Annotated in this window: 6 protein-coding genes; 2 read left to right on the forward strand and 4 right to left on the reverse strand. The window is 56.7% G+C overall.

The features are described from left to right. Positions 1-113 precede the first annotated feature (113 nt). Entirely contained in the window at positions 114-1,979 is a 1,866-nt protein-coding gene (locus AC0V6W_RS05595; protein WP_486147994.1) for a methyl-accepting chemotaxis protein, read from the forward strand. Between the two features lie 124 nt (positions 1,980-2,103). Beyond that, positions 2,104-4,020 carry a putative bifunctional diguanylate cyclase/phosphodiesterase gene (locus tag AC0V6W_RS05600; protein ID WP_486147996.1) on the forward strand — a complete coding sequence of 639 codons (1,917 nt, stop codon included), beginning with the start codon at positions 2,104-2,106 and terminating at the stop codon, positions 4,018-4,020. A 64-nt stretch (positions 4,021-4,084) separates the two neighbouring features. Here the strand turns inward: AC0V6W_RS05600 and AC0V6W_RS05605 are convergent, their stop codons facing one another. Genes AC0V6W_RS05605 through AC0V6W_RS05620 form a run of 4 tightly spaced genes read right to left on the reverse strand, consistent with a single transcriptional unit; the run spans position 4,085 to position 10,099 of the window. Continuing rightward, on the reverse strand, positions 4,085-6,250 hold the full coding sequence (locus AC0V6W_RS05605) for a site-2 protease family protein (protein WP_486147998.1): 2,166 nt from the start codon (positions 6,248-6,250) through the stop codon (positions 4,085-4,087). Positions 6,251-6,260: 10 nt separating this feature from the next. Then, entirely contained in the window at positions 6,261-7,646 is a 1,386-nt protein-coding gene (locus tag AC0V6W_RS05610) for an efflux RND transporter periplasmic adaptor subunit (protein WP_486148000.1), read from the reverse strand. Beyond that, a complete protein-coding gene (locus tag AC0V6W_RS05615) occupies positions 7,627-8,628 on the reverse strand; it encodes an efflux RND transporter periplasmic adaptor subunit (protein ID WP_486148002.1) in 1,002 nt (333 codons plus the stop codon). Before AC0V6W_RS05615 ends, AC0V6W_RS05610 begins: the two co-directional genes overlap by 20 nt. Beyond that, positions 8,603-10,099, reverse strand: a complete 1,497-nt coding sequence (locus AC0V6W_RS05620; protein WP_486148004.1) for a TolC family protein — start codon at positions 10,097-10,099, stop codon at positions 8,603-8,605. Before AC0V6W_RS05620 ends, AC0V6W_RS05615 begins: the two co-directional genes overlap by 26 nt. Positions 10,100-10,123 lie beyond the last annotated feature (24 nt).

Consider the following 10,123-nt stretch of genomic DNA (forward strand, 5'->3'; position numbering starts at 1 on the left):
CTTGGAATTATCCGGGATCGTTCGATTTGAGCGGAGCGAAAGCTGCGCGGCAAGCATTTATCAACCATTTTCGTTCATTAACGATGACCTAGGTAGAACTCGGGAATACTCGCATGAATATGGCAAGCCTTCAGGTTAACAGCGAGACAGAAGCAGGACCAGAATTCCTGCATTCCATTCATGACCAGCTCGAAGCAGACGTGGTTGACGAGCAGAGTCCTGAAGACGAAGAATCCGGCTTTTTCCTCGAACGATTCAACGTGTTTCGCAACTTGCGCATTGCCGCAAAAATTCGTGCGATCTTCGGTACTTTTTTCGCCGTGGGTTTCGCGATTGCTCTGGTTCTTGGTCTTGGACTGACAGAGCTTTGGTTTCGCTACAACACCTCTGCTCAGGTCCAAACAGCGGTCCAACTTGCGACGGAATTACGCGGCGCGACAGGGGAAATGCGTTACAACACTGCCCGATTTGTTTTTGAGGGTGAGCCCGAAGTTCTTAAAATTCGTCAGGAAAACTATGAAGCAGCACAAGAGAAGCTTGCCGACCTTGCTGCGATCATCTCCGAAACAGTGCCGGAAATGCAAAGCCAGATAGCAAGCGCTGCGGCTGATCTCGAAGCCTATGACGCAGCATTCGAGGGCGCGAGGACTAAAATAGAAGCAGAGGGCCGCAATGAGCGCACGGTTGCTTTGGCGTATGAGATTTCTGATGCCGGTGACCGATTGTTCGCAGAATCTGACATTATTGCTCAGGATTTGAAAATCAAATTCGAACAGGTCCAGAGCTCTGGCATCGCATACTTTTTTACCATGGTAGCGATTTCTGCAGTGCTCGCTTTGATTGCGACCACCATATTGCTTATCGGATTAAGTTATCTTTCGCGCGATGTGTCACGGAAAATCGGCGAAGTAACTGCCGGAATGACACAGCTCGCGCGCGGTGACGACAACTTTGTCATTAAGGGCCGCACCCGAAAAGATGAAATTGGCGAAATGGTGCGCGCGCTTTCCCTGTTCAAACGCGCAAACCGCCAGCTGGAGGTGTGGGCGCGTGAGCGTGCGGACCGGGCTGAGCTAGAGATCAACACGCAAAAAGAGCTGGCACGCGAACGCGAAGAATTGGATGCTCGCAAGGCGTCACTAATCTCAAAAGTCGCCGAGCAGTTTGAACAAACGGTCGGCGATGTCGTTGAAAGCGTCGCCAAAGCGTCAGGTGAATTGCAGACAACGGCAACCCGGATGGCCAGCACCGCTGATGAAGCCGGTGCTGGCGCGGTTTCCCTGTCAGAGAATATGGACGAGGCCAATGCAGGCGCTACGTCGGCTGCTGCTGCAAGCGATGAGTTTGCCTTGTCCATTGGCGAAATCAGCCGTCAGGCAGCCTCGTCAAGCGAGCTGGCCCGCCAGGCCGCCGATGCGACAGAGCAGGCCGATACAACCATCTCAGCTCTATCTGCGTCGGCAGACGAAGTTGGCCAGATTGTTGAATTGATCCAAACCATCGCCCAGCGCACCAACCTTCTGGCGCTCAACGCCTCGATCGAAGCCGCGCGCGGCGGCGAAGCGGGCCGCGGATTTGCGGTTGTTGCAAGCGAAGTCAAAGAGCTTGCCATGCAAACCAGCCGCGCCACCGATCAGGTTGGCGAGCAAATCCGCTCCATGCAGGAAACAACGGGCGCCAGCGTCAACGCACTTCGATCGATCGCAGGCCAGGTCAAAGAGCTCGAAAGCACTGCTATTTCAATCGCAAGCGCGGTGGATCAGCAATCGGTGGCGGGCCAGGATCTGGCGCAAAGCATCGACCTTGCTGCACGCCGTACCGAAGCCGTTTCCGGCCACATCGAAGATGTGCGCGCCTTGTCGCTATCCACCGGGGCCGCGGCGAGCCAAGTGCTCACCAGCGCAACTGAACTTGATGGACAGGCCAATTATCTGAGCGAACAGGTGGAAAACTTCCTCAAGAAAGTTCGAGAAGTATAACTCCTGCAAACTCAAATTGCTGGCCATTCAGCGACTTATAAATTTTTAAGACCCTTCCCATAGGTAAAGTCACTCAAACACGATCAACGCTGCAAGCCGGAGATCGGAACTAGGGGACGCTTACGTGACCGGCAAACAGCTGGATAACGCCATTGCAGCAACATATCTGCCTATGATCCGCGGATACTTCGCGACATTGGCACTGTATTATGCTGTCATCACCGCGACCAACTTCATGTTGGTATCTGGTACCGAGCTGTTGGTCTACGCCGGGATTTCATCGGTGACTTGCGGCCTTATCTGCCTGTCGATTTATCGCTTGCCCAGCCAGGCAAACACCCGCGCGATCACGTGTCAGACCATGCTCGTGAATGCGCTGGTGCTGGCCAATATCATTGTCGCCATATATCTTGAATTTGTCGAAGCCAAGCTGGCCTATTTCATCATCGCAACCACGTTATTTGCGTTGTCGAGCCTGACGCTCAGGCAGGCCTTTGTGACCTGCTCGGCGGCGCTGGGCGGGCTTGGCTGGCATATTGTCGCGAATGGGTCGGAACAATTGGTAACCTATGCGCTGGTCGGACTTGCCGCAGCGTTGAGTGCGACGGGTATCTCTCATCATTTGCGCAAGGCAATCGGCACGGCGGCCAAGGCAGAAATTGCAGCGCGCGAGGCGCATGCGAAGGCGGAAAAAAAGCTCGATCATGAAGTGTCGGCAAAGCTTGTGCTGAAGAAAGAATCCTTCTCAGACACTCTGACGGGCCTCGCCAATCGACGCGCTTTCTTCGATTCTTTTGAAACCTGCGTTGAGGGCGATACGCATGGCTGGGTCGTGCTGCTTGATCTTGATGGTTTTAAGCAGGTGAATGACAATTACGGCCACATGATGGGGGACGAATTGCTGAAAGCGGTGAGCTTTCGGCTGCGCGCATTTTGCGGCGAGGATGCTCTTGTAAGCCGGATCGGCGGCGATGAATTTGCGCTTATCTTCAATCGCCCCATGTCCGAAGAAGACATTCAGGAGCTGACCGGAAAGCTGCTTTCCAGGATCGGGCAGACCTATCCGATTGATGGACGTCTTATCCAGATTTCCGGATCAATCGGGTGCTGTCAGTTGAACGGGGAGCGTGATGCTGGCGATGTGATGAAGAATGCCGACTTTGCCTTGCTTCATGCCAAACGGAGCGGAAAGAACCGTTCGATCTCGTTCAATGATGAGCATGCCAAATCCTTCGCGGAACATTACAAAATTGAGCAAGCCTTGCGCAGCGCGAACTTTGCCGACGAGCTCGAACTTGTGTTCCAACCGCAATATGACCTGCGCACAAACACCATCGAGCGCGCAGAAGCTCTCGCCCGGTGGCACAGTCCGGTTTTAGGCTTGGTTGAACCAAACAATTTCATCAAAGTGGCGGAAGAATGCGGGTTGATGGCGAATATCTCGCTCACCGTAGTCAGCAAGGCCATCGCGCAATTGAGCCACTGGGACAACCGCGTGCCTGTTTCGGTCAACCTGTCGGCGGCAGATCTCAATTCGGATGACACCACGCAGGCCATTCTCGATCTGCTCAACCAGAATGAGACTGATGCTTCGCTGATCGAGTTTGAAGTCACCGAAACCGCGATGCTAGTCGATCTCGACAAGGCGAGCAAAAACGTGCGGCGGCTTGCAGCGCGCGGTCACGCCATCGCAATCGACGATTTTGGCACCGGCTATTCGAATTTCAGCAATCTGCGCGCTTTGCCGATTTCAAAGTTGAAGATCGACCGTTCCTTCGTTGAAAATCTGCACGATCCGATGACTGAAAAGATCCTGCGTTCGATGGTGGGCCTTGCACAGACTTTGGAAGTCCAATGCCTGCTCGAAGGCGTGGAGGATGAGCTTGGCATGACCATTGCCAAACGCACCGGCATGGAAATGGTGCAAGGATACATGGTTGGCCGCCCGGTGTCGGGAAATGCCCTCGCAATTCAGATGAACGAAGAAATCGCGCCGGATGATCCCAGCATGGCGCCCGCGCCAGCCGCTCGCACGGCGTAAATGGGGCAGGAGATGCGCGCGGGATTCCACAGCGCGTTCGCCCAGCGGCGATCCTCGCCCCCCTTTAGAGTATCCGCCGCACCATGCGGGCCGCTTCGCTTAACGCCCAACCTGCAAAACTGCGGCCATCGGTTTCGATCTGAACCACGCCTGTGATTGGTTGGATCTGATGGCTTTCATCGCCCTGCTGGCCTCGTTCTGCGACAAGGCGAACGCGGTAGAGCGCCTCGCGCGGTTTATACTCATCACCATCCTTGTTGACGGCAATTGGGCCGCCATTTTCGGATGCAAGAATGGGCTGATCCAGCCGCTCAATCGCGCTGGTTGAAACCTCGATCAGTTTCGCTTTGCGCGCGGCATCGGTGCCGTGCGAGGCGACAAAAGTTCCCATCGCCTCATTTTCAATCCGCCAGATGTCATCTTCGCTGATGAAAGCCTGAAGATCGTAATCAGCAGGGCTCAAAACATATGCGATAATCTCGGCCCCATCCAGCCAGCGCCCGGCATGCACGTGCGGCCCAAGGTCCGATACGGTGCCGGCAATCGGCGCGCGCAGAACCAGCTTTTCTGACCGTCTCTCAAGCCCTGCAAGCTTGCTTTTTTCGCGCGCCAGTTCCCGTTCGATGACTGCGCGATTGGACAGATCACGATCATCCGCCACCGCGCGGCCAAATTGCAGCTCAAGCTGGGCAACGCGCACTTTGGTCGCGGCTGTTTCGGATGAAAGCTGCGGCGCGGTGAGCTCAACGAGCGGCGCGCCCGCCTCAACGCGGTCTCCATTCTTGACCAGAATGCGTTCGACCCGCGCCGCTTCGCCAGCGACAACTGGGGATGCGCCAACAGGGGCCAGCACCGCATGGCCCGACACATGACGATCAAGCGGCAGAACCGCCAGAAGAACCCCTCCCAATGCCAGCAGCAGCCAGGCTTTTCCGCGCCGCGTTGCAAAGATGCGGCTGCGCATTTCGTGCCACACTTTCAGCTCTGAAAAGATGGGACGGCCCACAAACACAGCCATTTCCACCACCGCGAGGATCAGGCCAAGCGGTTCAAAAAAGACGCTGTAGACAAGGATGGCGATCCCGGTGAACAGGAACAGGCGGTAAATCCATGTCGCATAGGCGTAAACGATCATGCCCACATGTAAACGGCGCGGCACGCTTTCGGGCACGGGATCGCCGATGTTGAAGAAGACCTCGCGCAATTTCCATCGCCCCAGCGCAAAGGCGCGCGGTTGCAGATTGGGCACATTGAGCAGATCAGACAGCACATAGTACCCATCAAACCGCATGAACGGATTGAGATTGACGGCAAGGCTCATCACCCAGCTTGTGGTCGCAAGGATAAAGGCGACGCTGCGCAGCAAGCCATCGGGCAAAAGCACCCACGCCATCGTCGCGATGCTGGCCACCATCAGTTCAGCCGCAACCCCGGCACAATCAATCGCGAGCTTTTCCTTGCGCGATTTCAGCCGCCAGGCCGCAGTTGTATCGGTGTAAAGCACCGGCATCATCACCAGAAAGCTGACCCCCATGGTCGGCACCCGGCAGCCATAGCGGGTAGCGGTGTATGCATGGCCAAGCTCATGCAGGATTTTGACCGCGATCAGCCCAAAGCCATAAGCGATCAGGCCCTGCCAGCTGAAGAAATACAGGAATGATGCGATGAACACGTCCCATTGGCGCGACACCAGAAACAGGCTGAAAAGCGCGAGGCAGGCAAAGAATATGAGGCTGTAAGGCGACCAGAGCGGCCTGACGCGGTCAATCGTGCGCTCCAAAAACCGCGCGGGTTTAACCAGCGGCAATCGGATGAACAGATAATTGTCGAGCAGCCATTTCCATGCCGCTTTCTTGCCCGCATTGCGCTGGGCGGTGTAAGTGGTGACAGCGTCTTGCCCCACAGGCGCGATTGTCAGCCCGTTGGTTGCGGCAAATTCCACCACTTCATTAAACGCATCATCGGCCTCTTCCCCGTCCAGCCCCAGCGCGCGCAATTGGCCCGCAATCCCGTCCATCTTGCCCGATGCCCAGCGCGAGAGGATCGCAAATTCCACTTTGCCAAGTTGGAAGAACGCATGGCGAACCGGATCAAACAATGTCCAACTGGGCGCGCCTGTTACGAGCGGTGCTCCTGCCTCAATTCGCAATTCCTGCCGCAAGGCTGGGAGTGGCGGCGGCGGCGGCGCAGGAATGCCGGGCAGCTCGATCGGTATTGCAGCATCGGCCACCGCGCGCGCCCTAAATGCCGATAAATTGGCGGATGGCGGCAATCGGCCTGCGCAAGAGCGAATAGATAAACGGCACCCATTGGCCATAAATCTGCGCCGTACCGCGTGATCCGATGCGCGGATTGTCCCCATCCAGCCGGGCCGTCAAAGCAAATGCCAATGTCCCCTCTGGCGTCTGGCGCGCCTGATAGCTTGCCGTCTCCAGCGTCGCATCAATCGCCCAAAGCGGCTGCGCATCCAGCCACATTTTGACTTTGGCCCCTTTTTCCAGGTCCATCTGTTCAGCCGAGGGCAAATCAATGCGGATCATCGTTGCCGTTGGATCAACCACTTGCATAATCGGATCGCCAGTATTCACCGCGCGCCCTTCCCAATCGCGGCGATCACTGATCAAAGCCATCCCATCGCGCGGCGCGGTGATGGCCGATTGGCCGACGAGATCCTTGGCGTAGTCATATTCCGCCTCCGCCACTTCGAGTTCTGCGCGCATGATGGCAATGTCCGATGTCTCATCGCGCTCTCCAAAAGCCGAGCTGGTTGAGCGTTCAAGCCGAGAGCGCGCCACCAGCAGGCGTTCTTCTGCCAACTCCAATTCATTGGCCAGCCGCACATCATCGAACCGCAGCAGCACCTGTCCTTTTGTAACAGGCGCGTTGGGAGTGACTTCCACTGACGCAATCTGGCCTGCAAACGGAGCGGCCACGACAAACGGGCGCTCTGCCACGATTTCAGCCGGTGCAAGCGCGGTGAGCCGGACCGGGAATAACAGCGCGATTACCACTGCGGCGGCAATCCATTTCTTCTTTTTGCTATCCAGTGCGGGAAACCGGCGCACAGGCTTATTTCCGCTTAACGCGCGCCAGGCATGCGATCCGGTCTCTGCTATGCGAGCGAGGCGTTTCGCCTCCCCCTCCCTAAACGGCTCCTCGCGCGCGGCCAGCAACCCAGCGAAAGCTGCGCCATCATCGCTGAGCAATGGCTGCCAATGCACATTGGCATAGGGATAATCGGCCAGCGCCTCATCATCGCCAAACTGGGCGATATCGAATGCGCGCACTTTGCCAAGGCCGCGATCATCCTGCATCGCGCCAAGCAGCCGTTCCAGCGCCTGTATCAAAGGCGCATTGCGATCAATCGCCGCAAGCGAGGATGCGCAAGTGGCTTTGAACCCCTCGCCCATGATTTTTTGCTGGAAGATAAACATCTGCCCATAAGGCACTATCGCGCGCGCATCGTTCGCGATGCAGTATTGCAGTTCATTCACCGTGGATTGGCGGCGCATATCCGCTTCAAATTGCAACAGCGCGGCCAGACCCTGCGCATCGGGAATGCGCGGGGCGGGCGCTTCTGCCAAAACCGGCTTGGCGCTGGAAGGGTCAGCCTGGCTCGCTGCCATTGCTTTCCTCGGCTTTGGTCTCGGCAGCCTTTTCGCCAGCCTCATCTGCTGCCGGTTCCGCTTCCTCAGGCTTGTCCGGGTCTTCGAATGTGGCCGTGCCGCTCATTCCGGGCAGAACCAGCCCGTCACCGCGATTGATATCGGCGGTGATGCGGATGGTTTTGCTCACCGGATCGACCGCGGCTCCCAATTGCGTGACAGAGCCGGTTATTTCGTTGCCCGTCTCATCAATTGCAAAGCCAAAATCAGCGCCGGGCCGCAGCCATGTCAGCCAATTGCTCGGCACAATCAATTCCGCTTCCAGACTGCCGCCGCTTTGAATTTTCATCAGCGGCTGGCCGCTCGCCGCGATTTCACCCTTGCCTGCGATTTCTTCGACAACGCTGCCGGAAAAAGGCGCATAGACGGCGCAATCTTTTAGCTGGGCAGAAATGGCGCTTGCCTCAGCCTGAGCTTTGCTCAGATTGGCGCGCGATACGGCAACTTCGTTCTTGCCGACAGCTTCGTATGCGTCGAGTTCGACATTGTTGTCATAAGTGACCTTATAGGCCTGCGCAGAGGCGCGCGCCGCGTTCAATTGCGCCTGGATTGACGAACAATCAAACCGGGCAAGCAATGCGCCTTTGCGAAAGCTTTGCCCTTGGCCAAATGGCATGGACGTAATCTTGGCCGTCATGCGCGAGGCGATCACGGATTCCTCTTTCGCCTTGATCACGCCGCGTGCTGTCAATTCCGGTTCGGGCTCAGGTTCCACAGCCGCAGGCTCTTCGGAGGCGGCAATTGCCTCCTCTGCAGGCGCTTCTTCGGCCTGTGACCATTCGGTCTCGCCGCTATTGGCAAAAGCATAAGCGCCCAGCACCACAGCGGCGAGGACACCCCCGCCGATGAGGTACTTGGTCTTTGAAGTGTCAGCAGCCGGGACCGTTTCATCCGGCTGCGCATCATCGCTCATAATATCACTGCCCAGATAGCCGGACTGCATTTTCGCGGTCCTGCCACAATTGCGCAAGAGAAGCACGCAAAGTGGCCACATCTTCTTGGCCTGTTACATCGGGGCTAAATTCATCAATGCCCATGGAGGCGAACAGGTTCGCATAGGCGTTTTGCGCTTCGGCATAAGCGATGTCGTATTTCACTTCGGATACGAGCGTGTTCATTTCTTCGCGCAGCAAAGTCTGGCGGCTCATCGCGCCTGCCTTGTGACCGGACCGGATTTGGTCAAGAATTTTGTCCTGAACGCTCATCTGGCGCGATGCGGTATCGAGTTCGTTGTTGAGATGACCGAACCGCGCGCGCGCGACATGGACCTGTGTGATGACCGCCATGGTCAAGGCCATCTCGCGCTGTTCGAGCAAGGCATCCTGCGCTTTCACCGCTTTCTTATGCGCGGGCAGACGGAACAGGTTGAGCACATTCCAGCTGGCGCGGGCGCCGTAATTGATCCAGTTATTGTTGAACAGGAAATCGTTGGAATCGACATTGACGCCCAAAATCCCGCGGAAACTGGGCAATGCCGACAAAAGCGCTGCATCCATTTCGCGCGAATTGATCCGCTGACGGTAGCTTACCTCGCGCAGTTCGGGCCGGTTGAGCAAGGCTGTCATCATCATGTCTTCGCCGTCATATTTCACATCGGGAAGATTGGTGGAACGGTCTGGCAAGGAAAGCGTGAACTGCGTGCCGGGCCGCAGGTTCATCAAAGCTGCAAGCTGCGCCTTGGCCACCACAAGCTCGCGCTGAAGCTTGCGGATTTGCGCCTGAATTTCAAGCAATTCGCGCTGATAAGTGAGCGCGGTGAGCGGCGCTGACAAACGGCGCTCTGCCAGCCGCTCTGAATTTTCGAGCGTTGTGGTGACAGAGCCTTCCAGCTCTTGCAATTTGGTCAGCAAGCGTTCTGCGCTGACCGCGCGCCAATAGGATGACCGCACATCTTCGATAATCCGGTTGGCAACTTTGCGGCGGCGTTCCTGCGCAATCAGGACTTCATCCGCGCCCTGTTTTGCCCGCACATAGGACAGCCCGAAATCGAGCACATCCCAGCTAAGCGCGAGATCGGCTGTGAACAGGTCGCGTTCCTGCGATGTCGATGGCTCCAAAGATTGCCGCCGGGTAAGCAGCGACAAAGAGCTTGCGCCTGCAAAATTGTTGCGCCCGCCATATCCTGCGCTGGCCACCAATTGCGGCAGCATATCATAGCGCTGAAGATCAAGCTCACGGTCGCGCAGCGCGATTTCCATCAGCTCAACCTTGTAATCAAGGTTGTATTTGAGCGCCCTCGCCATCGCCTCGTACAGATCAACCTCGCCTGCAATCGGCTCTTGATCTACATCGACTTGCACATAATTGCGCTGGGCTGTCTCGCTCAGTTCTGCCCCCGTAAACGGCTCAGGTACAGTTGCGCAGGCACTCAGAAAAAGTGCCGAGACGCTCGTAAGTGCGATACCTTTTTTCATAACCTTACCACCGTGCCTTTATCT

Source organism: Erythrobacter sp. JB1-7 (assembly GCF_057365015.1).